The organism is Marinobacter sp. F3R08, assembly GCF_018860425.1.
In the GTDB taxonomy this organism is placed as follows: Bacteria; Pseudomonadota; Gammaproteobacteria; order Pseudomonadales; family Oleiphilaceae; genus Marinobacter.
This window is the reverse complement of sequence record NZ_JAHKPI010000002.1, coordinates 66,458-87,516: the sequence shown is the minus strand read 5'-3', so window position 1 is coordinate 87,516 and position 21,059 is coordinate 66,458. Positions and strand designations below refer to the sequence as shown.

General features: G+C 50.3%; 21 protein-coding genes. 1 reads left to right on the top strand and 20 read right to left on the bottom strand.

From position 1 onward, the window contains the following. Nucleotides 1–91: 91 nt before the first annotated feature. The 13 genes from KO499_RS00480 to KO499_RS00420 all read right to left on the bottom strand — a co-directional run bounded on the left by KO499_RS00480 (nt 92) and on the right by KO499_RS00420 (nt 10,661). A complete protein-coding gene (locus tag KO499_RS00480; protein WP_215981805.1) occupies nt 92–703 on the bottom strand; it encodes a hypothetical protein in 612 nt (203 codons plus the stop codon). 418 nt (nt 704–1,121) lie between these two features. Further along, the gene (locus KO499_RS00475; RefSeq protein WP_215981804.1) at nt 1,122–2,276 is read right to left on the bottom strand and encodes a hypothetical protein; all 1,155 of its coding nucleotides are present in this window, start codon (nt 2,274–2,276) and stop codon (nt 1,122–1,124) included. Between the two features lie 96 nt (nt 2,277–2,372). Beyond that, the gene (locus tag KO499_RS00470) at nt 2,373–2,939 is read right to left on the bottom strand and encodes a hypothetical protein (protein WP_215981803.1); all 567 of its coding nucleotides are present in this window, start codon (nt 2,937–2,939) and stop codon (nt 2,373–2,375) included. A 119-nt stretch (nt 2,940–3,058) separates the two neighbouring features. Continuing rightward, on the bottom strand, nt 3,059–3,433 hold the full coding sequence (locus tag KO499_RS00465) for a toxin of addiction system (protein WP_215981802.1): 375 nt from the start codon (nt 3,431–3,433) through the stop codon (nt 3,059–3,061). Nucleotides 3,434–3,475: 42 nt separating this feature from the next. Further along, complete coding sequence (locus tag KO499_RS00460; RefSeq protein ID WP_215981801.1) at nt 3,476–3,760, bottom strand: hypothetical protein; 285 nt, start codon at nt 3,758–3,760, stop codon at nt 3,476–3,478. Continuing rightward, complete coding sequence (locus tag KO499_RS00455; protein ID WP_215981800.1) at nt 3,753–4,316, bottom strand: hypothetical protein; 564 nt, start codon at nt 4,314–4,316, stop codon at nt 3,753–3,755. Before KO499_RS00455 ends, KO499_RS00460 begins: the two co-directional genes overlap by 8 nt. An 85-nt stretch (nt 4,317–4,401) precedes the next feature. Next, nucleotides 4,402–4,833 carry a hypothetical protein gene (locus KO499_RS00450; RefSeq protein WP_215981799.1) on the bottom strand — a complete coding sequence of 144 codons (432 nt, stop codon included), beginning with the start codon at nt 4,831–4,833 and terminating at the stop codon, nt 4,402–4,404. Nucleotides 4,834–5,099: 266 nt separating this feature from the next. Continuing rightward, a complete protein-coding gene (locus tag KO499_RS00445; RefSeq protein ID WP_215981798.1) occupies nt 5,100–7,988 on the bottom strand; it encodes an adenosylcobalamin-dependent ribonucleoside-diphosphate reductase in 2,889 nt (962 codons plus the stop codon). Nucleotides 7,989–8,381: 393 nt separating this feature from the next. After that, a complete protein-coding gene (locus tag KO499_RS00440; RefSeq protein ID WP_215981797.1) occupies nt 8,382–8,906 on the bottom strand; it encodes a hypothetical protein in 525 nt (174 codons plus the stop codon). Between the two features lie 12 nt (nt 8,907–8,918). Next, nucleotides 8,919–9,176, bottom strand: a complete 258-nt coding sequence (locus KO499_RS00435) for a hypothetical protein (protein ID WP_215981796.1) — start codon at nt 9,174–9,176, stop codon at nt 8,919–8,921. Between the two features lie 56 nt (nt 9,177–9,232). After that, nucleotides 9,233–9,466 carry a hypothetical protein gene (locus KO499_RS00430; protein WP_215981795.1) on the bottom strand — a complete coding sequence of 78 codons (234 nt, stop codon included), beginning with the start codon at nt 9,464–9,466 and terminating at the stop codon, nt 9,233–9,235. 16 nt (nt 9,467–9,482) lie between these two features. Then, nucleotides 9,483–9,977 carry a hypothetical protein gene (locus tag KO499_RS00425; protein ID WP_215981794.1) on the bottom strand — a complete coding sequence of 165 codons (495 nt, stop codon included), beginning with the start codon at nt 9,975–9,977 and terminating at the stop codon, nt 9,483–9,485. A gap of 18 nt (nt 9,978–9,995) precedes the next feature. Continuing rightward, nucleotides 9,996–10,661 (bottom strand): site-specific integrase, encoded by a 666-nt coding sequence (locus tag KO499_RS00420; RefSeq protein ID WP_215981793.1) that lies wholly within the window; start codon nt 10,659–10,661, stop codon nt 9,996–9,998. Nucleotides 10,662–11,017: 356 nt separating this feature from the next. On the opposite strand from KO499_RS00420, the gene KO499_RS00415 reads away from it, so the two are divergent. After that, nucleotides 11,018–11,671, top strand: coding sequence for a hypothetical protein (locus tag KO499_RS00415; protein WP_215981792.1), 654 nt, complete (start codon nt 11,018–11,020; stop codon nt 11,669–11,671). Between the two features lie 53 nt (nt 11,672–11,724). Here KO499_RS00415 and traN read toward each other — a convergent pair whose 3' ends face one another. From traN to traC, 7 genes are all read right to left on the bottom strand, one after another. Beyond that, nucleotides 11,725–14,700, bottom strand: coding sequence for a conjugal transfer mating pair stabilization protein TraN (gene traN / locus KO499_RS00410; protein ID WP_215981791.1), 2,976 nt, complete (start codon nt 14,698–14,700; stop codon nt 11,725–11,727). Nucleotides 14,701–14,812: 112 nt separating this feature from the next. Then, entirely contained in the window at nt 14,813–15,820 is a 1,008-nt protein-coding gene (locus tag KO499_RS00405; RefSeq protein WP_323133297.1) for a TraU family protein, read from the bottom strand. A gap of 20 nt (nt 15,821–15,840) precedes the next feature. Then, the gene (locus KO499_RS00400) at nt 15,841–16,500 is read right to left on the bottom strand and encodes a hypothetical protein (RefSeq protein ID WP_215981790.1); all 660 of its coding nucleotides are present in this window, start codon (nt 16,498–16,500) and stop codon (nt 15,841–15,843) included. Nucleotides 16,501–16,519: 19 nt separating this feature from the next. Next, nucleotides 16,520–17,737, bottom strand: a complete 1,218-nt coding sequence (locus KO499_RS00395) for a TrbC family F-type conjugative pilus assembly protein (protein ID WP_215981789.1) — start codon at nt 17,735–17,737, stop codon at nt 16,520–16,522. After that, entirely contained in the window at nt 17,700–18,212 is a 513-nt protein-coding gene (locus tag KO499_RS00390; protein ID WP_215981788.1) for a S26 family signal peptidase, read from the bottom strand. The genes KO499_RS00395 and KO499_RS00390 overlap by 38 nt, the downstream gene beginning before the upstream one ends. Nucleotide 18,213: 1 nt before the next feature. Next, complete coding sequence (locus KO499_RS00385; RefSeq protein WP_215981787.1) at nt 18,214–18,531, bottom strand: hypothetical protein; 318 nt, start codon at nt 18,529–18,531, stop codon at nt 18,214–18,216. Beyond that, entirely contained in the window at nt 18,531–21,056 is a 2,526-nt protein-coding gene (gene traC / locus KO499_RS00380; protein ID WP_215981786.1) for a type IV secretion system protein TraC, read from the bottom strand. Before traC ends, KO499_RS00385 begins: the two co-directional genes overlap by 1 nt. Nucleotides 21,057–21,059: the final 3 nt, after the last annotated feature.

The following is a 21,059-nucleotide window of genomic DNA, read 5'->3' as shown; positions in this document are numbered from 1 at the left end:
ATCTTGAGGCCGAGGGTGTCGCAGCCGTTACGGTCGCATGCTTTGGTGCCCATAATGATTCACCTTTATGAACTTGTTCCGAATCCCAATGTTATTCAGAGTTGTTTTGCGAATCTCTCTCGATGAATCCTTTCGCCTTCATCTTCTCGATGGCCTTGGTATCACTTTCTCCAAATGACCATGTTTTCGTGTCTGAGTGGAAAATTCCCCCAGCCTCTTTCGCTACGTTTTTGTTTTCAAATCCAACATCGAAGTGGATTCTGGCCTCAGGTAGAGATAGATACCCGCGCTCGGCTGCTTTCGCCAATAGTTTTTCGTCAGCTTCAGGTATCCACCAGGCCTGAAGCAATTCCGACCACCTTGCCCCCATGGAGGAGGCTCTTTTGTTTTCTCCAAATGGGATGTAAAGCAGAACGCGCCCGTTGCTGGGATCAAAATCAGTTTCACCACTCCATTCCGGGGGCTGAACCCAGCGCCACGTTTTGTATGTGCCAGCTGTATCGATTATGAAATGCTCGTCTTTAACTTCGCCTGTGTTTATGTCGTAGACGATGGCAATAACCTCTGGATTTCCGTAATAAGGGGCTCTACCTGACAATTCACCTACGGAGATAATTTTTGCAATCGTGTTGCCCCAGGTCGTTCTGCGCACCCAGAACCCAGGTTGTCTCCAGTGTTCAACATACATCTGATAAATGTTCAAAGCTCAGACCTTTTAATTTTCCCGGTATGCTCGAATACCAATGCTATTTTTTACTGTCTCGTCGGTGTGATTTGAGCCAAGTGTTAATAAAGTGAAAACCAATTGAAACTGCCACCATAATCGGCGCACCCATAACTCCCAACATTATGTGATTATCGGGAGCATCTTGATGCTCATATATTTTGGTACTGGAATAGTCGCATGCAAAAGTGGGTTTGCAACCCGACCGGTCTCCAATCTGGATTTGAATTAGGCTTACCATTTCACGAACTTCAAAATACCTCACTAAACCTGCTGGGAAAGCGCATCAACTTCTGCAGCTAGCAAGCACCTGTGTTTGGCAATCAATTTATAGACTGATTTGTGAGAGCCATAAAAAAGCCGCCCGCAGGTTTTCCTGCAAGGCGGCTTAGTTGGCTCAGTCGTCCCGAGCTTCGATTTCTTGCTTTAGGCTGTCATAGGCGTCATCGTCGCCATAGAAGCCCCATACGGCGTCATCGTCCTGAAGTTCCGGCTCGCCTTCATCGTTCACCTCGAAGGTGGCGACGACAATACCGAATACCCGTCCATTGAGGTAGTCGTTGTAGAGCTCAACACAGTTCTGGGCGATTTCTTTTACTGCCCTTTCCCTGCCTCGAACTTGCAACGCAGCCCTCTCAGCCTTCTTCCTGGGCAGGCGCAATTTGTTGTGTGCGATGTGACTCTGTAGAGCCTCATAGGCTTCATACCAGGTCTCAAACCGCAGTGACTCCACTCCTCCATACTCTTCATCGAGCTTGAAAAAGAATGGTTTGCGGTTCCCACCAATCAGGCCAGAAACCTCAACAACTTGGCCAAAGGCGTACACCTCATCACCACGTCGATGAATCTCTTCACGGGCACTTTCATCTGGAACCCAGACGCCAGCTCCATTGGCCGTATCCCAGCGGCATTGCATCCCTCCGCCAGAAAGCGACCAGGCAACACCTGAATGCTCGTAGCAATCAAGGACAGCACGATCGGGATCGCCGATTTTGCCGGCCTCAAGAAGCTCTTTATAAGCAGCTTTTTCAGCAGTTCCCATCACGGCTTCGAAGTCCCAGACATCATCTGCGTTATACAGATAATTATCTGAACCACCTGTATCCCGCCAAAATCGGCGGGCTTTGTTCAGGTAGTACGAGGGGAGTTTCTCCGAATCTTCAGGAGGCCGTCCGTTCTCGTGACACCACTGCTGGAAATCGCTGTCCTCGGCAGCTGCTTTGACCCAATGGGTCTTCAGCACGTCCGGGAAGTCATGAGACAACTCATAATCTGGCTCCCAGTCGCTATCGAGCGCCAGCGCTTCCTGCATTTCGCCATGGGTTTGGCCAAAGCGATGTGCTGTGTAAACGCGACCTACTCCATCCCACTCTTCCAGCGGATTTTCAGCATCCTGATCGTCTGCCAGATACCCATACAGGTATTTCGTAGCGGAGATCTTTTTAACGATGCCGTCATGGTAGTTCATGATGGGAGAAGCGGAGATGTCCAGGCGCTCTTCCATCATGTCTTTCAGGTCACTGTCGTTGCTCTGTACAATTTGATTTTGCATTGCTCATTTCCTCTACTGTTTTGAGGAGGAACGAGCCACCCCCAGGACGGGGATAACTCGATCCCCCGTGGGGTTAATGCTTTTGAACTGGGCAGCCTATGAGACGTGTCCAATCAGGGTTTGTTTTGATTGAGCGAACCTCACAGCTTTGGCCATGAATTTCGCCATTACTTCGTTTTCCTTCGAGTCGAAGTACGCCTGCCATTTCTGCCAGGTGCCATACGCATCAATAGATTCAGGTGATTCGAACATCCCCCAAAGTCTCCGTTCACACCCCTGCGTCAAAACGGAATGCACTGCATCCACAAGTTCTTCGCTAGACATAGATGAGTGAAGGTTCCTTGGGGGCTGCCCAATCAGTTTTTCCGCCTCGGAATAAGTTGTCTGCGTGACCATCCCCTTTCGGGAATCAACCACGAAGCAAACGACTTTTTGGCCATGATTCGAATGCAGCCAATAGTTCACATACGTCGGGTGTACGCCAACTTGAAGCGGAACCAGAACGGTACCGGACGTTCGTAGCAACCAGAGCCATTTACCTTCCGTCGAATCAGACAAGGATTGGAGATCCTGCGTCATATCCTCGGGATAGTGCTCGGGCAAGCCCAGAGACTGGGAAATGCTCAGCATTGCCGCCTTAGTACGTTCAATGTTGTTCGTCATGGGATCTCTCCATTTAGTGAATGGAGCAAGCCCAGCCTTAAGTGGCGAGGACTCGCCCCTTAGGGTTTGTGGTTTCAGAGCAAAGCTACACGAGGAAGAGGACTTCCCCGTGAAGGTGTTTAGCCAATCTCTTGCAGCCGCATGTGCAATTCCTGAGTGCGACGACTCGGGATTTGGCCGATAACTGAGAGTTTGTTGGCGGATTCATTTTTGCAAAGATACTCAGCGCTAACCGGAATCCAGTATGTGGTTCCCAGGCAGAACTTAGTGTCTTTGGTAAGACCGTCAATTTCGTCGCTAGCAAAGGTGATTTCTCCTCGACCGTTGCGATCCGTTTTTTGGCTGGTGCCATACGCCAAACAGATTTGTCTGGCGTCCGGATCAACATCCACAACAAGTGTGGGACGGAATTTCGGGCCAGGCCGATGAGGATTTTCAGCCTCAGGCAGCCATGCATACAGAAAAGCCCCAAGAAGGGCTTTAAGGTCGCTCATAGTGACCTCCAGCCCTTTCAGGGGGATTGATTGGATTTTTTACTACTTCGGCTTCAGGACTCTGTTTTGCACAAAGAAGTCATCAAGTGACTCCCCCGGCAAGGCTGGGCCATCTTCCGTTTCGTAATCTTGCATACCTGTGCAGATAAAACGCTTTACCAATTGCTCAATAGTGATGTCGAGTTCCTTGGCGCGTTTCTCCAGCATGTCAGGCATAGTTTCCCGCTCATGAAAGCGGATTTTGATTTCTTTCATGTCGCTGTCCCGGTATTGCTCTACTGGGTAGCGTACCATGAAGGACTGATTTGCAAGCCGAAGCTCACTCATCCTCACCCTCCCCCGGAAAGAAGAACCCTTGGTATGGGCATTCTTCAGATGCAGGTACATCTTCATACACTGCACCCCGGCTGAAAGAAAACTTGAGGGGAAATCTAAGCCCAAGTTCCTCTCGTATTGCACGCGGCAACAAAACACCGCGCTCAATGAGGTTATTTGGGGTGTCCCCAAGTTCTGGTATCACTTCAGCAAAATTACCTTTGAAGTATTTGGCATCGAGGACGTGCCGGTAATCATGGAAAATGTGCCAGCGCTCACCAGTGTCGGCATGCACGTACACATTCCCTACTTCCAGAGCTATGCCCGCCAGCCGGCGCTCTTCGCAAGACAAGCTGTAGAAATCTATACCGAGATCTTCGGCATTCATTTCCAGCAAATACTCATGGGCGTCCTTATTGGCAAATCGTCCATAGCCCTCATAAGCAGGCTCCGCATACGGGGGATTCCCATTGGGAGACAGCATATAGACCGTTGGTGCCGGTCTGGCAGAATCGATATTGCCAATGGATTCGTTGGTGTCTGCGGTTTTCCAGGAAAAGTATCCCATTGCATTGCTCCTTCATCAGTCATGGAGGAGAGACACCTCCCCTACGGAGAGATGACTCCCCGCTGGGGTTTGCAGATATCTGGTGTCAGACTATTTCGTCGTTGGCCAGCTTATCCAGGTAGGTTTGTCGTAGGTGAGCTACATCCTCGTCCGTACCGGCAACAACCATAAGGTTATCGTCGTCTGGAGCATTGAGGCGCTGATCTACGTAGTTCCAGTCAATGGTTGAGATGCTGTGAGAACAAACGCATTCATCCTCAGTGTTTCGCAACTCTCCTGTGAACCAGAATTGTCCGGATGTAACGACCATCTCTGGGAGAACCAGAGTGTCGCCATCAATCATTTCAGTCTTCAGATCCACTTCACAACGAACCTCGGTGAGGTCGTAGTAATCAGGAAGATCGCGAAGCTCTTTCAAACGACTGATGAATTCCGGGGTGATCTGCACGGCCACGAAGCTTGGCGCTTGGACCTGCAACTTCCCTGCGTTGGTTTCAACAACTAGGGTCTTTGGCATGAAATGATTCCTTCTCAGTGGAGGCGGAACCATCCCCTAACGGAGAAAGCCCCGCCAGGGTTACGTGTCCTAATTAGGACTTTTGATGTGCTGTTCTCACCATTAAGGTCGGGTCAGCTGCCCGTTTCGTGCCTGAGGCACAAAAATCATCATGGGAATAGATGTCCATTCCGATGATGACTATAAAGGCCCAACCCCAGCGACCGAAGTCAACTGGGGTTAAGGCAAAGAGAGGTGGGGTGCTTTCACACCCCGATGAATTGCATTTAACCGCAAGAACCGATGTGGCCACAAGAAGTGCAGAAGTCACAGCCATCTTTTTTGATCATGGCGTGGTTCCCGCAATCGGGACACTCTTTCCCCGGTGTCACTGTCACAGCAGTTTTTGCCGCGTCTGCGACACCTTCGGCTTTAGCGGTGCTCATAACACCCATCTCCTCTTCCGGATATCCCTCATCGTTCAGGATTCCGAGGAGCTTGTATCGGTGGAGAATCAGCTTCGCCACATACGCGACGGTTGATGGCTGATTCAGCTGCTTTTCACTGCCAGGCTCGCGAGCGAGGAAGTCTTCCTGCGTCTCTTTGAACTTGGTCAGGGAGCGAAGTTTCTTGGCAATCCACGCTGGATCAATGATCCGCATATCAATGCTCAAGGACTTGCACAGCCCATCGAACGCCTCCGGGTACTTACCAGCCATCCAGACTGAGTAAGGACGGTGTGAGCCATCCGGCATTACCAGCTCTTTCATGAACAACACGAAATCATCGCCAGTTGCCGGGTTTTTCACGTCCACTGTCCAGGACAGTGTGCCGTCGGTACCGGATTTCGGCTCTTTCTTGCTGAACAACGCATCCACCATTGGGGATTCAGCGTCATCCAGGTTGTCGAAAGTGCCAAGCTCGTTGCAGCGGTACTTGATAAGACGCGATAACGCTGCCGTTGCGGACGGTACCAGACTCGCCTCGCCCTTCGGTGGAAATGCCATATCAAAGGCATCGCCAGAGGTGCGCGACAAAGCTTCCAGTTTCATCTGCAACCATTTGCGATCAAAAGAACGCATGTCAGTAGACAGGGTTTTTGCCAATGCCCCGATACCACGCGGCTGCTCCGCTCCATTTACCCAGACCTCGAATGGCTTCTGCTCGCCGTTTTCGAGATGGCCAATGAACACCGCGAACGGCGCATTTGGCTTATTGACTGTGTATGTCATGGACGGATTACCCGCAGGTGTCTCAGGACGGCTCGGCCAGCGCAGGCTTGCCAGAACAGGCTCAGGAGTCTTATCCAGCTGGATTCGACGATCAGGGTCATCCTGATCCAGATCCTGTTTCTCTTCTGACGCGCTGAGCACGGACCCAGTGACAAAGTTAGGACGGAACGTGGCCAGACCTTTCAAACCGCTCTTCCAAGCCTCCAAATAGAGGTTTTTAAAGGATTCGAATGGGTAGTCTGCCGGCACATTGACCGTCTTACTGAGAGAGCTATCCACGTAGGGCTGGATTACCGCCATCATCTTCATGTGATCAATCGCTTCGATTTGCAGCGCTGATACAAAAGACTCAGGGAGATTCTCCGCCAGGCGCTTTACACCCTCGTCGTCATCTTCTGCTACTCCCATGGTTTCGCGGTACACCCGGAACGCGTGGTCTTCTACGCGGTATATCTGGTGACCACCATCTGCCAAACGCTTCTTACGCTCATAGAACCAGCTAAATGCCGGCTCCAGACCATTTGACGCGTTGTCGGCGAATGCCAACGAGATCGTACCTGTCGGTGCAATACTCAGCAGGTGGCTGTTGCGAATACCATGTTTCTTGATTGCTGAACGGAGATCTTTCGGAAGGCGCTTCGCGAATCCAGATGCTAGGTACTTCTCAGCATCGAACAGCGGGAACGCTCCCTTCTCCTTGGCCAGCTCTACACTTGCACGATAGGCTTCATCACGCATAGTCCGAGTTATTTCCTCGGCCATGGCGCGACCCGCTTCGTCGTCATAGCGCAAACCCAGCATGATCAGCGCGTCCCCCAGTGCTGTATAGCCCAGGCCAACCCGGCGCTTGTTCATGGCTTCCTGGCGCTGTTCTTCGAGCGGCCAGTAAGTCAGTTCCAAAACGTTATCCAGGCTGCGGATTGCGATCCGAACGACTTTGGCAAACCTTCCGAAATCAAAGGTCGCCTTTCCACTGAATGGGGCTTCTACGAATGCCGCGAGGTTTACTGATGACAAGCAGCAGCAACCATAATTCGGCAAGGGCTGTTCACCGCAAGGGTTAGTCGCCTCGATCAGCTCGCAGTACCACAGATTGTTATCCCGATTCATGTTGGTGAGAAACACGATACCCGGCTCAGCCGCGTTATACGTGTTAACCATAATCTTGTCCCAAAGAACCTGGGAATCAATCGTGCGGTATACCCACATTCCATCTTCGCGCTCGTACACGCCCGGATTCGCCTCCTTATAAACTTCGGAAGGCTCGGCATCGTGGTAAAGCTCGAAGTTGTTGCCCTCAACCAGCGCTTGCATGAACTCTTCAGTAACACCGACAGAGATATTGAAGTTGGTTAGAGAGCCTTGAGTCTGCTTTGCGTCTACAAACTCTTCGATATCCGGGTGGTCGATTCTCAGAACACCCATTTGCGCACCACGGCGAGCACCAGCTGATTCAACGGTCTGGCAAGACTTGTCGAATACATGCATGTAGCTCACAGGGCCACTGGCGTTGGAGGCTGTGCCTTTGACGAACGCGCCACGAGGACGAATGTCACCAAACTGGTAGCCTACACCGCCGCCACGGCGCATGGTTTCAGCGGCCTGTCGCAAGGCATCATAGATACCCGGCTTCCCATTTGCGTCACCTTGAATCGCATCACCTACCGGCTGGACGAAACAATTGATGAGCGTTGCTTTAATGCCAGTGCCTGCTGCAGAAGCAACACGACCGGCTGGGATCAGTCCGTTGTTATAGGCCCAAACGAAGATTTCCTGAACGCCTTTCTGCTTGCTGGAATCCTCAACAGAAGCCAGAGCTTCCGCTGCACGCCCAAAGATCATCTCCTTGGTTTCAGCAACAGTGTTCTGGCTCTTTTCATCGCCTTTTGCGTATTTTTCCCGGATTACATCCAGGGAAATGGTTTGGTCAGTAAAGTTGTTCATTGCCTTAGCTCCTTAGATTACAAAGAGGGCCTAAGACACACCCCCAAACGGGATATATCTGTTGGCCCGTTTAGGGTTCGATTGAAGTGCTGTATTGCCTGAGTGGCCGGGTCAGCTGCCCGTTTCGTGCCATCGGCACAGAAATCGGAAGGGTGGCGCTCTCATTAACTGAACCCGGAGAGCATCACTGGAAGGTAATCGGTTTCGAGGCGAGCTTTCCCACCTCGATCGATGTCTACTTTAGTGGGGATTGGCGAGCATTATCGTAAAGAGGGTGCGGTTTTTTTGATCATCTAAGGGTTTTTGCCGAAATCGAATCTTCGAGAGTGCCTGATCAACCTGAAGACGACGAACCTGAGCAGTGGAATATTATGGTTTGTAGACATAAATCGGTTATCCGTTCCTTGATTGGCTGGCATGAGCAATTGTTCGAAGGCGGAATAGCCCAACCAAAGCACCGCACCCGGTGAATGCAGCACCCACTAAGAGAGTAGAAACTAACGCCCAGAATGCGCCAAGTAGGACCAGCCCATCTAACCCCGGCCACATATTAGTGTTGAGTAAATAATTAAGGAGCCCTGCATACTTACTGCCGATGAAATATGCCGTGTAACTGAGAAAGGGACATACTGCTATCAGAACTGCGAGTGCTTTAACGGCGACGAAGAAATCTTTCGCGTCTTTAGCAAGAGGTGCATTGTTATCAGAGCCCGCAGCAGCAATTAATGCTTCTGTATTTTTTCCTCGGCACAACCGCGATCTAACCAAAACCGGAAGAATTTCCAACGATATGACTACCACTAGAACCAGTGAGGATACGGGGAAAACCCACTCTTGTACGTCTGCACCATAGAGCTCAGCAGCTATTCCAGTTACTGAAAGTAGCGTTGCAATGATGAACGTTTCTTCTCTACTCATACCGAATTCCTATTACAGCGACGGACCAGGCGGCCGGCACTCGATATCATCATCTCCTGCTGGTCGAAGTTCGTATGGTTCGCCGGCAAGGTCATAGTCAAAGGTAAATCCAAGCTCTTCTACCTCTGATAGGAAATCACGGCAGAGGTGGTAGGGGTCGCCGTCACCGGTTGCCAGCTTTTCGCTGTATTTATCTGTAATACGTCGCAACTCATCGGGCTGTTGCTCTGGATGTTCAAACAAATCGACCTCAAGCTCGGCATCATCCATAGACATCTCCTTCATGTGTTCAGCTTCATTACGTATTCCAATGTTAAATCTTCGAATCAATCGTTATCTTTTGATGGTGCGAATCTATCAACAAGCAGTCCTTGTTTCGTTCCGTACCACACTACTGCCCCGAAAAGAGCTGTGAATAACGCGGCCCCGCCGAGGGCAAAATTGCTTGATATAGCCGGTGTAAAAAACGACACCACGAGAGCCAAAAGGCAGCCATAAGTTCCCAGGCGACCGGCCTGCCAAAGCCCGTAAAAGATTGTGCATTCTTTTTGCTTAGCCATGCGGTTTCCAATATCGCTACGCGATTGAATTAATCTGGAAGCCCATGCTTTCCAGTTCAGATTTGGCGTTTCTATCTGCTTGTGTCGCCGGAACTGCGGCCAGAGTACACTCAAACTTTTCCCAAGCATTCTCGGCAATCTTATACCCAGGGCGAACAGATAGAAGCTCACTATAGGCAGCGCTCATGCCAACGAGTCGAACGGCACCATGGAGCTTCAGCACATCTCCGCAATCTTCGATGAAGTAGCTTTTCAGCCATGTCCTTTCTGCCAAGTAACCGGCAGGCTTTAGAGCGACGACAGCGATCAAGATGCCGAAAAGGAGTGTTGCGATTGCTTTATTAGCAAAGCTGCCGAACGACATGTCCTGACTACTGAAAACGCCATAGGAGTATGCGGCGTAACAGGTTGCTGCAATAATGGACGCCGCTGAGACAGTCATGCAGGTTGCCCAAATTCTCTCTCGCTTCTCCAGTCTTGCACTGAACGCTTTAGCATTTTTGTTACTCAAGACAAGCCTCCCGGTTTCCTATTCTGCCACTTTTACGCGGCGATAAATGTCTCTGAACACCTTTTCCAGATCTTGGATCGCCGGGCGTGTCTTCCGGTCGATCGTCTCTTTCTGTTTGATTCCTGAGACTCGCATCAGATCCTTGTGGTGGCAGCCCGCTTCATACATAGCCTTCACCCATGAATCACGGAAAGTCGCTACCGTAGCGCCCTCGATGCCCGCCTTCTCAATGAAAGACTTTAGCTTGGCTGACATTGCCCTGGGCTGGTAGTCCGTCGATCCTTTCTTGCGTGGAGAGAGCTTGTAAGGCTCACCACGATCATTCAGAAAGAAGGCGCTTTTCGGGTCTGACCCTCGGTACCAGGCCTGATTGCTCAAGCAAAGTTCCTCCCCCAGCCTCCAGTCCATGTAGGCCTCGAAAAAGGGCAGAACGTGGTCTTCAGTGTGAAGCTCCCGAGCCTCGCCGTTATAGGCTGTGCTGTCCGGCAGGGTCCAGATCCGGAAGAAGTCACCGGACTGGTCCATCACATCCTCAAGACGGAGCAAACTGGCCTCGGAAGGCGTAAGCCCCCAGTAAAGCGCCCCCATGATCAACGCGGCGTTGCGCTTGCCGAATGGTGGTGCTGAATTCATGTCGATGAGGCGTTGCACATCGCTCTCGTTAAACAGTTTCTCAATGGGCATCTATGTTGCTCAAATCAGGTTATAACCGCATATGTGACAAACAATAGCACGCACACCTCATTTGTGCAATGCAGGTTATAGGCTGTTTTGTGACATTTGGAGCCGAGTGCTTCCCAAGAAATCGAACCCGCTGAGCAGGCTGGCACCCAATTCATGGGAATATTCAGTAGCAGTACGCATACGCCCAGCAGGATGAGTTACCAACTTTATTATGTTGTTACCGACTTTATTATCACGCCACAAAATAACCAAGTGGTGTGCATTTTTTAGCAGCTACTACGGCATTGTGTCGCCTAGCCCTCGGTAGAGTGATCGTGTGCATTTGCCACAAAACACCGGAGGAAATTATGGCACTCATGAAACAGGTCGACGGCGACCGCAAGGCAAAAAGTGCTCCAGTCATCAAACAGGAGCTTTCTCTCTCTTCCCTGTCCGCTCAGAAAGTCATGTCTCGCAGCTTTGAAAAGCTTGCAGAATCTCTCTTCCAGATATCTGTCATTCTTCGTGCAGTTGGAGAACGCGAGCACGTCGACAACGCTGAAGATATCATCAATGAGCATTTCGAAACGGCCAGCAAAGACATCGACGCGAAAATTGATCAGATGAAGCAGCTGGCTGAGCAGCACGGTGTCAGTATTAGCCCAGATTATACAAACCAGGTGAAATACGAGTTGGAAATCAACACTCCGCACTTAGCCCAGTTCATTGGTCTGGTAGGCCGAATGGATGACCTGGTGTCTATGATCGACTCTCTTTGGCTGCATTCAATTCTGGATAACCGCCAGGCATCCAACGCCCGCTTTGAGTGGAGCCGAAGAATGATCAACGTGGCCGGGCGCATTATTGGTTTGAGCCGTAAGGTTCGCAAAGAGGCCTATAACTCAGGACAAAAGGAACTTGTTGAGAAAGTCGCTGGCGAGGAAGTCGCCGATGTGGATATGGACCCTGAACTAAAAAAGGCCAGCGAGACAGAAGAAAAGGAAAAGAAGCTTAAAAAGAAAGCTGCCTGATTCAACGAAAGAGTAACCAAGAGCGCCGTTTTTCACGGCGCTTTTTTTGTCCATCAATCTGGATCGAAACTGAAGTTCTGCCTCTGATGTACCCGTGTATCGTCAGGAGATCCAGTGGACACACGATCTATGGTCCGCTGAACAGAATCATCTCGGTCACCCAGCATTTCAGGCATCGCAAAGGCACTTCCAGAACCGGTCAAAGCATCAAAGGTAAGATCCTCAGGCCCGGTCTTTAAAGCTCCCTCCAATGCTAGCAGTCCTGTCCATTCAGTGAGGTCTATCCGATCCCAGTCCAATTCGGCAAGATCGTCAAGCGGGATGCCGGCACAATATGGGTTTCTCGCCTCACCCATCCCTTTACTACCAGGTCTCCCTAGTTGAGGGCCTGCTTGCTCCATCACGATGCGCGACAAAGGAGAGTTGTAACAGCAATACGAATCACGCGTTTCTGCACAAGCCCATGCCGCACATCCAAAGCCGGTGGGCGCAACGCAAACCTCCTGTGCGCAATAGCTGCCGACTTTTGAGCATGATTTCAGTTCACGTTTCACCGCCAGCTCGATCTCATCTTCGGTACATTCGTAGATGATCTGCAGCGCTAAATAAGCCGCCATTACTGCAGTATATGCACCCATGATCGTGCCTAAAACATTACCGGCTGCCCCCAACATGTTTGCACCTTGCTGAGCGGAAGATTCGGTGATTCCTGAGCCCGCTGCACCTCCAGCCGTATTCCCGGCTCCCTGCAGCCCTTGTTCTGTAAAGAATTGCTGGAGCTGGTCTGCAAGTTTTTGCTTTAACTCATCCAGGAATGTACTCAGCGGCTCAGTAATATTGTCGACAACAGCATCCTTAATGGGCCCTGTAACACTCTCAACAGCCTTGGTAAATGGCTGGGTTACTTCTGTGAACGTGCTCGTCAATGGATCGCGGAGGGCCTGATAAGCACCCCGAGCACCGCTGAATGGCATGCTTGGGTCTATCATCGTGAATGCCGAATCCATCGCACCCATTTTCGACATCAAACCGATGTATTGACCGGGCCCAACATCAACAGGCTGATCGCAACAATTCACAGGCTCAATACCTAATTCCGGCAAGCCAACCATTTTGCATTCAGAGGCATCGCCACCGAAAACCGTACAGGTTCTGTTCTCGTTGATATCTAGTTCTGTACATTCGCCGTCCATTGCCATGAAATTCGCGGCCTGTAACATGGCTGCGGCCTTGTTGAATGATTCACTCTCCGTGTTCTCGACATCAGAACAGCTATCACCCTGGCAAAGAAATTCACCGTCACACTGAACGTTCTGAGTTGAGTCATAGTCATCAACATCGACCCATTCGCCACAATCCCAGGTTTCCGATTGGATATAGCAAGTACCGCTAACCTCACCTTCCGTGCCATCAACACACTCGGTTCCTACGTATGAGCATTGGTTATTGTCTTCAAATTCACGACAATCTGTTATCTCTCCGGTCTCGGCTGACTGTGGAACCTCCGTGCAAATCTCATTGCCACCGCGATCAACGTAGCAATGTTCGCCCGTATAGAACGTGTATTGAGCAGCAACGCTTACCTCTCGGCAACTCGGATTAAATTCTACTGGTACATCCTCAAAATCATCCGGGCATATCAGGACACCATAATCATTCTGGAAGCATCCATTGCTATCAACTGGAGGTCCGTCGAGACATTCAAGACCGCCCGAAATATAGTCATCCAGCGTTGAGTTCGCTGAGTCCAGACAAGTATCTGAAGATGGCACCCAGCCGTTATCTTCAATGGTTTTCGAGGTGTCATAGTCAATTTTAAGTCTGGCGTAGCCTTCACCCGCACCCGTTACTGATACCCGTATTTTGAAGTTTATGAGTCCGCCAGGCGCTGTATTCTTGAACTGCTGAGTAATATCCACATCCAGGTTTTCAGACCAGTTCACTCCCAGCTCACACTCCCCGCCTGTTTCCGGGGGGAAGTTTCCATCCGGGCCACTCCATACGCTCCGCTCACTGCCAGGTGCCCCTACGCGGATTTGCATGTAGTCATCCCACTTTGCGTAAACGATTGTTACCTTCTCGATCGCATCTGGATTTAGCACGCGGTACTGAGTCTGCTGCTCAAAGATGGAGCAGTCTCCATCCCAGTAGTTATCGCCTACCCTCCCGATCCAGCCAAGGAAGTAGTTACCAGCTCCACTCGTATAATGTGAAAGGTTCGCGTTGGTGCCGCTGGCAAGCTCAATCACCCCTGTCGTGGTGTAATCGTGCTCGATCGTGCATTCCTCCGAATTGTCTTGAATCCGGCGACAGGATTTGTACTCGGGGATTCGAACGCGATCAGAGGTTTCCTGAATTTGACGTGATATGGAGCAGTCCGAAAACTCATCGGTGAGAGATTCAACCTGATTGTATGTAGTCCGGGTTCTACTAAACACCGGATCATTTCTTAGATCAGGCTGAACCCTATTTGCATCATTGAGCAGGACTTTATAAGCACCGCCCATGACAGTCTGGGGCTCGTCACGATTCGCATCATTATATAAAGCCGACCGGAAAGCCGGAGAGTCCTCAGCCAAACTCTGGTGAGTGCCATTCTTTAGATCATCAATGTTCGGCTGTTGGCTGCCTGGAAACGCCACCGTTGACGGATCTTGTGCTCCCCCGCTGGTTCCGGAGAAAAATGATCCAGCGTCGGCCTCTCGATCAAAAACCATCCCCTCTTCATTGGTTGTTGTCCCTAAATTAATGTTGCCATTGGCATTGAAGGACGGCTGTACCGCGTTGGCCCCGATCGACTTCCCGATCTGCGTGCCGAAACGACCGGCTCTCATGCCTTGCTCTTTAGGTGATGCGTTGGGGTCGGTGGCAGCTTCACGGTAACTGGTTTGAGCCTCACTAATTTGAGCGGGAGGGAGTCGTGGATCATCCGCTGCAAACGCAAGAACCGGGGCGAAAAACATCAGCCATGCGAGAAATCCTGCCAAGAGGCGCTGGCCGATAGAGATAGGAGAAAGTGCGTCAAACATACCACGCTCATGCCATTAGTTGATTTGCACGAGTATATGGCTCTGTTAGGGCATTTTTGGGCGAAGTGGGTGCGAAAAAAAGGGCCGAACCATTATGTTCGACCCTTTTCGTTCATAGGGTGTTGCAGCAATCGTTCAACCGCCAGGTCAAATAGATTGGCGTTGACGCTGCACCCGGTATCGTGCGCCCCAATCCCCAGCGAACAACAGATTCACCCATCACATGAGCACGACTTGTTTCCGCCCTTGGGTACATCATGGAAAACTTGTACTGAGATTTAGGAAGCATGGGATGAATAGAGGGTTCGCAAAGTGCACCGTTGCCCATTGTCTTTCTCGCAAATCCTTTGCGATGCAGTGACGCGAGAATTCTACTCTTGAGCAAGCTTGTACTCCGGACCACGCCATGCGACCCGTAATTGTTGCCAGATAGGGGATAGAGAGATCCCCATGATCCGCTGCACCAGTAGAGGCTATCCAGTGGCCACCCTGCAGTAGCCGCCACCGCATCAGCAGGACAGGCCGCTCCAGCAATCGGATTCGCCACCATTGCACTCTCAGGGGTCAGGAAAAACGCTAATTCAGAATTATTCCAAGTGGGATCAACTTCGCTCAAGTACATCAGGTCAAGATCAAGATAGCCATCATGGCAAGAAGACGGAGAGAACAGCTGCATGATCATGAAAAGCGGAAAGCTGAAGTAGTGGTAGTGGTAGAAAGAGGACTCTATGGGGCCTTGGTCTTTTCCTCCAATGTAATTTGAATCTGCTCCTATCTGAACACCCCCTAATGTGGGCGAACATCCAGCCTGACGCGGGAATTCAACTAACCGGGCCGGCTCCCACATTGACATTACAATTCCCGGCTCCGGAATACCGTTATTGTCACAAGCACATATTTCAGCCGTAGCTCCACCTGGGGGGTTGCTACGATCACCTGGCACTAACGTGACACCCGCTATTTTCAGCGGAAACATACAATCCCAGCACACATCCGTGATTAAAGCAGTTCCAATGATTTCAGCGTCTTCACATAACTCAGCCTGAGCAATGGAAGCTATCGACAGGGACGCACATACAGACAGTGCGACGGTAAGCTTTTTAACAATATGACGTATCACGAAACCACTCCTTGCCAGGGCTAAGAGAGTGGTCCGCTCCAAAGGCAGCCCGTTTTCCCATAAACAGGTCCGACTGCCATTCCCGCGTAAAGCTGCTCAATCGTGATCAGTTCTGACCGATCATGGACATCGGTGATGAAACTACCGATGCCATCTCTGTGCAGGCCTGCCGTATAAACAGCAAACTGACTGAAGTCCGATCGACACTTTCCCAGGTCCAACTGAACAAGATCCCAAGGAAAGCGCCTCCTCCAGCACTTCGCATCTTCCATGTCGCCTCGCACATCGAGGCCTATTTTGACTTGGTTTTGACGAAGCTCTTCTAACTGGTCCGACGAGCGCTTAAACCACTCTATGTCTGCGCTTGATTGGACCATAACGGTTAACTGGCTAGTTGTGAGTGCTTGTGTTTTTTTGACATCAACTAACCAGTTTTCGAACTTTTTTGGTGAATCCAACGTCTCGCCAGAGACATAAATCAGAACATCAAGGCCTTTGTTCCATCCATGTTCCGAACTCTTTAAATACTCTAAGACGGCTCTATCTTCCAGATGAGTGCTATCCTCGCACGCGCTCAAATGAGCGGGTTGTTTCACGTCACTCTGAGCCGTCACAGCAATCGCAACAGTTCTCTGTTCCTTTATTCCGAACAGTGAGAACAGAGATATCGATATAGACATCAGATGATCCTGTTAGGTTTTACCTCTCCACCTTCACTTCTCGAACCTCAAAATGGTTACCAGAAGCGCGGACTACAGACATCGTATGCATAATCCTGAACCTCTGTTTTAGGTCGGGCGTTAGCATAAAAACGCGATGATTCAGTTTCCTAGCCACCTCATTGTACATATTCCATCCTTCCGTTTTGTCTATTTCGGACAAAACCGGAATAATTTTCGCTCCCTTTTGAGTGTAGGCCTTAATCATCTCTACCGCCGCAGCCAATTCACTTTCTCTCATCGGGTTAAAAACGATAACAATGGAATTAAAAGGTTGGATCTCTAATGGGTTAACCCTTTTCCCTGCCGGGACCAGGATATTGCCCTCTGCGTCTTTAATGTCTTGTAGAGCTTCGATCGTAGGATCAATTTTCACGATACGATCTTCAGGAGCTGGTGGTAGTGGATACATTTGCATGTTGTTCCAAACGTTGTCTACCGCTTGCTGCTTCTTCTTATCCCAGTCGATCTCCTTGATTCTTTGCGCAATAACACTCATGAGGTTTGGTTCTGATATCTCCTCAACAGGACCTCGCTGACCCAGGTCACCTTCGTCCAAGCGTTTGTTTAAATAACCAACCGATGTGATTCCTGCAATGCGCGTTCGGACTTCCTGATGACATTTTCGGTTTTGCCATTTCCCATCCGTAAGTGCCATTATTTCCGGCACCGCTGTAACTTCGTATTCTTGGAACAATAACGGATTCAAAGCGACCGAAGGCATCGGGTCATATTCACGCGCCAGTTGCTGGAGATCGACGAACGCCATAGGCATTTTCGACCCTTTGGGTATGCCCTGGAAAACGACGGTCGTTTCTGGATTGGCAGAGGCCTCCGCAAAGATTTCTCGCAAAGCCACTTCGCCCAACGAACGTGATGCGAAGATATAGTGAGTTCGTGACTCACATATTTGTGCGGCCCGCTTCTCAGCTTCATCCTTTGCGTCACCCTGCCCTATTGCGATCTCAGCAGCTTTGTCTGCTGTTTCATCAATCAATGCAGCACCACGGCTTTTCTGCTGATCTATCTGATTAAGCAGGGAACTAACATCCATATCATTTGACCGCTGCTTGGCCGCTTTAAAGATCGCCTTCTGCTGGTCGGTAAGTTCCGCGCTGACAGAGCCACTCAGAACCAGGCCAAGGACTACTGCAAGGCATTTAGATGAGCGGGTAGGCCCTTGCTTTGATCTGTTCATAACTCACTGATCCCCAATAACGGCTATCAAAACTTTGCGGTGTGGTTCCAAGAATCCAGTATTCGTCCGGCCCGAGAACTTTTTCCCCGTAAAATGCTTCCTCTTCTTGTCCAAGCTTCTCTGCATTTGGTAGCCCGGCGTCAGCTACTTTATTTCCATTGATGAAAACTCCGGACTCAGAAACCTTCACGGTGTCTCCCGGCAACCCGCGAAGAAACTTAACCAGTAGTGTGCCGTCATCAAACAAAGGCTCGATTCCTCGGCTTTCAACAATGAATATGCCGCCTCGTACCAGTTCCCGGTCATCCCGGTCACCAATAACGTAATCAACACCTGGTATGCATTTCACAATCTGTTCGTCGACTCCAAGAATGTAATTAGCTTTAAACCATTCCATGAAGCCAATCCCGATTGCAGCCACCAAAAGCATCTTGATGAGGATCTTTCTTCTGGATCGAAGGAAACCTTCAGCCATATCAATTGCCCTCATCACGAACGACGAGGCCTTTGGGAGCGGAGTAGACGTGTTCATGCCGTAAAACAACAAAGCCTCTGTCCGCCAGCGCTTGCGCCTGTGTCTTGAGGTTATCCAGCTTCCGTTTCATCACGCTGTCAGTCAGGCCCTCGGGGGGAGAATTTTGAGCGATAGAAAGAAAATCGACAGTTGCCACTGGAGTTACCTGATCCACCTTTGCTTTCAGCGCATCTATCCGTCCATCGAGCACGAAATAGGTCAGTGCCACCCCCAGGGTGGCTCCTAAAATTGAAGACAAGGCAATCTCAAAAATTTTCATCAGGCAGCCCCTTTACTTGAACGGTTCCTAAGGATGGTGTTGATCGCATCAACGGTGCTCATACCCTGTTTGGTATACCTCTCGATCTGCGCCACTTCCTCAGGATTGGTGGAATACAGGAGCTTCTGGAAATCATTTACAAACAGACGACCAACCCCGGCACCACGCTCAGTCTCAAGAAAAATCTCCGAGTACCACGGAGCGTTTGTATGGACCGTCTTGAGTAGTTGATAACCACCATCAGGCAGCGTCAGCTTTGCTTCACGCTTAAGCTTGTCGACCGCTTCGTCTTTGTGTGAAAACAACCCTTTGGTTGCAGAGTTTTCAACAATGGCCTCGCCAACTGGGGACTTGTACATGTCCTGTATTGATTGCGTTACCAGGAGTACAGATGCCCCATATTTCCTGAAGCGCCTGTAAGCATGCTCGATGAACCTCTGTACCTCAGGACCACCGTTCGCAAGCAAATCCCAGGCTTCATCGATGATGACCAGCTTGCGCTGAGATCGATCGCCCAGATAGACCGCCTGCTGAATCGTGTAGATCAGCTGCAGCAGGACGCATTTCTGAAGATGGGCACGACTTTTCAGCTCCTCCAACTCAAGAACAGTCAGTTGATTCTTAAAGTTCACGTTGTTGGGGCGTGTGAAATAGCGTCCATAGCTCCCCTGCGAGGTAAAGGCGTGCAGCCGCGTCGACAAATCGGAGACTCGACGGTCGTCGCTCTTCGCACACTCTTCAGCCACATCGTCAATGAGCATTTCACGGTCTTTTTCCAACCACTTTTTAGAGATGATGGTTCGAAGGGCATTCAGCTGAACATCGTCCAGCGGACTATTGATCGTGGCCATGGATACCAAAAGGCCCACAATGGCATCCTCTTCCCCATCATCTTGCTCTTCACCAGATTCAATGGCGTGGATTTCCTCTGGGGACAGCATCCGAGACCGTGTTTCTTTCTGACCGTCCATTGAGGCAATCATCGGAAATGGATTCAGAGAGATGTCGGAACCTGAACCGAAATGAATGAAGTCACCCCCCAGCGCCTCAGCCAACTTCAGGTACGAGCGACCTACATCGATAACCCATACCTGAGCGCCTTCGGACATGTAGGACAGAATAATGTCGTTGGTGAAAAAGGATTTACCACCACCCGAAGTCGCACAGATCAGCATGTTCTTGTTACTGCTCGTGTCATGCATGCTGAACGTCATGAGCTGGCCATTACGCGACAAAAGGTTCATGTGAGGCGTCCCGGTCCCCTTCCACTCGCCAAACATTGGAAGAATCACGGCAGCGTGTTCAGCCGTCAGGGTCTTGTACCGCCATAGATCCGCCACCGCATCCCGGTCTGCCATCATTGGCAAGCTGTTTATCAACAATGGGAACTGAACAAACCGGTCTTCAAGCAATGTAAACCGTTGTTCACGCCAGTAGGAACGAGCTTGAACACCCGCTTCGGTGATCTCATCTTCAGACTTACCAAACAACAGCATCGTGTAAGTCATTTTGATGATTCGGTTACCGTCATTCAGCGACTCATAAAGCGTGTCGAAGCCCCGCTTCTTCTCAGCCAAGATCGGAACCAGCGAAACCAAGGGGCCTTTAGCCTGGTTAAGCGCAATGGCTCGTGAGCGCTCCATGGAGTGTTTGGACTTGTCCGGGGACGGGTAATAGATATTGCAGACGATCGCGTAGTTATGTTTTATCGCAACATTTCCGCCTCTGAGATCCCCAACGTATTTGATCGCGTCACCAAAAAACATTGAATCAGGTAGCCGCTTTGCTGACAGGCTCTTGATATAGGTGTCGCCAATCTTTACGTGGCCATGCCCATACGTAATGTCGTTCTCGTAGTCCAGAATCTGTTCGCTCAAGGGGCGATATTCGTCATGCTCAACCGCATTCTGCCGCCAGCTTGAATCACCCGCCCAGTTGAGCGTTGAAGACAGAACTCTCAGCAGATCCTTGGCATGCATTGCCTGGGGCTCCATCTTAAGAGTCTCCAAAGACGCTCGCGCTTTTTTCCGGTATGAATCGATCGTGTACTGCTCTTCCTTATTCGGCCACTTGGCTTTAATCGGAATCTTCACGGAAATGCAGATTTTCAAATCGTGAACGCGCTGGTTGGTGTGCTGGTCGATCGGATGCAGGGTGCTGTGCTTGAAGAAATTCGCCCGCTCTGTCACGAAATTATTCAGCAACGGGTCTTTAATCTGCTTCTCCAGCCGCATCATCTGCATTTCAGCAACGGTCTTTAAGATATCGGGTGAGCGAAACCAGAATATCTGCATGATGGTTTCGTCTGGGAAGTCAGTGTTAATAAAACTCTTTAACCGCTCCTCCATGAGCTCCTCAGCCCCTTTCATGGGCTCACACATGTACGCGAAACCAGCCGTTTGGTCATCGTTGATAAACGTGTAGGTTTCATCATCAAAGGCAGCAATCGGAAAGACGTTGGCAGCCCTCATATCCTCGTGGATGTAGCGATTACTTTTCTTTTGCTTAACGGAAATCATTTCCATGAG

Bases quoted from the DNA above. Each gene is read 5' to 3' on its own strand.
- KO499_RS00475 (WP_215981804.1), bottom strand. From the start codon at position 2,276: ATGCAAAATCAAATTGTACAGAGCAACGACAGTGACCTGAAAGACATG.
- KO499_RS00470 (WP_215981803.1), bottom strand. From the start codon at position 2,939: ATGACGAACAACATTGAACGTACTAAGGCGGCAATGCTGAGCATTTCC.
- KO499_RS00465 (WP_215981802.1), bottom strand. From the start codon at position 3,433: ATGAGCGACCTTAAAGCCCTTCTTGGGGCTTTTCTGTATGCATGGCTG.
- KO499_RS00460 (WP_215981801.1), bottom strand. From the start codon at position 3,760: ATGAGTGAGCTTCGGCTTGCAAATCAGTCCTTCATGGTACGCTACCCA.
- KO499_RS00455 (WP_215981800.1), bottom strand. From the start codon at position 4,316: ATGGGATACTTTTCCTGGAAAACCGCAGACACCAACGAATCCATTGGC.
- KO499_RS00450 (WP_215981799.1), bottom strand. From the start codon at position 4,833: ATGCCAAAGACCCTAGTTGTTGAAACCAACGCAGGGAAGTTGCAGGTC.
- KO499_RS00445 (WP_215981798.1), bottom strand. From the start codon at position 7,988: ATGAACAACTTTACTGACCAAACCATTTCCCTGGATGTAATCCGGGAA.
- KO499_RS00440 (WP_215981797.1), bottom strand. From the start codon at position 8,906: ATGAGTAGAGAAGAAACGTTCATCATTGCAACGCTACTTTCAGTAACT.
- KO499_RS00435 (WP_215981796.1), bottom strand. From the start codon at position 9,176: ATGGATGATGCCGAGCTTGAGGTCGATTTGTTTGAACATCCAGAGCAA.
- KO499_RS00430 (WP_215981795.1), bottom strand. From the start codon at position 9,466: ATGGCTAAGCAAAAAGAATGCACAATCTTTTACGGGCTTTGGCAGGCC.
- KO499_RS00420 (WP_215981793.1), bottom strand. From the start codon at position 10,661: ATGCCCATTGAGAAACTGTTTAACGAGAGCGATGTGCAACGCCTCATC.
- KO499_RS00415 (WP_215981792.1), top strand. From the start codon at position 11,018: ATGAAACAGGTCGACGGCGACCGCAAGGCAAAAAGTGCTCCAGTCATC.
- traN (WP_215981791.1), bottom strand. From the start codon at position 14,700: ATGTTTGACGCACTTTCTCCTATCTCTATCGGCCAGCGCCTCTTGGCA.
- KO499_RS00400 (WP_215981790.1), bottom strand. From the start codon at position 16,500: ATGTCTATATCGATATCTCTGTTCTCACTGTTCGGAATAAAGGAACAG.
- KO499_RS00395 (WP_215981789.1), bottom strand. From the start codon at position 17,737: ATGAACAGATCAAAGCAAGGGCCTACCCGCTCATCTAAATGCCTTGCA.
- KO499_RS00390 (WP_215981788.1), bottom strand. From the start codon at position 18,212: ATGGCTGAAGGTTTCCTTCGATCCAGAAGAAAGATCCTCATCAAGATG.
- KO499_RS00385 (WP_215981787.1), bottom strand. From the start codon at position 18,531: ATGAAAATTTTTGAGATTGCCTTGTCTTCAATTTTAGGAGCCACCCTG.
- traC (WP_215981786.1), bottom strand. From the start codon at position 21,056: ATGGAAATGATTTCCGTTAAGCAAAAGAAAAGTAATCGCTACATCCAC.